At 80.3% G+C, this 476-nt stretch carries 1 protein-coding gene; it reads right to left on the bottom strand.

Annotated elements, in window-relative coordinates; genetic code table 11:
• On the bottom strand, positions 1-476 hold a 476-nt coding region (locus DZG00_RS16440), incomplete at both ends, for an ABC transporter permease subunit (protein WP_119455873.1).

Below are 476 nucleotides of genomic sequence, written 5' to 3'. Positions count from 1 at the left end.
CGGCACGTCCTGGCTGCTGGCCGCGCCCAGGGTCGCGCGGCCGATGCCGGGGATCGCGAACACCTGCTCGACCGCGACCGCGCCGCCCGTGAGCCCGACGAGCACCAGGCCGATCTGCCCGAGCACCGACGGGAGCGCGCGTCGGAGCACCGCGAGGGTCGTGCGCGCGGGCGGCAGGCCGGCCATGGCCCAGGTCGCGACCCAGCGCTCGGCGGACGCGGCCTGGATCGCGTCGGCGAGGAGCCGGCCGATGAGCCCGCCCGCGGGGATCCCGAGGGCGAGCGCCGGGAGCGCCGCGTTCGCGGGGCCGTCCCAGCCGGACGGGGGCGCCCAGCGCAGCCACACGGCCACCACCACGAGCAGCGCGGTCGCGAGCAGGAACTCCGGCAGCGCGGTGAGGGCGGCGACCAGGGCGCCGGATCCGCGGCTGCGGCGGCCGCGCGTCGCGGCGCGGAGGGCGGGTGCGCAGAGGAGCG

Source organism: Clavibacter lycopersici (assembly GCF_003576405.1).
In the GTDB taxonomy this organism is placed as follows: domain Bacteria; phylum Actinomycetota; class Actinomycetes; order Actinomycetales; family Microbacteriaceae; genus Clavibacter; species Clavibacter lycopersici.
This window is presented reverse-complemented; position numbering and strand designations above follow the sequence as displayed.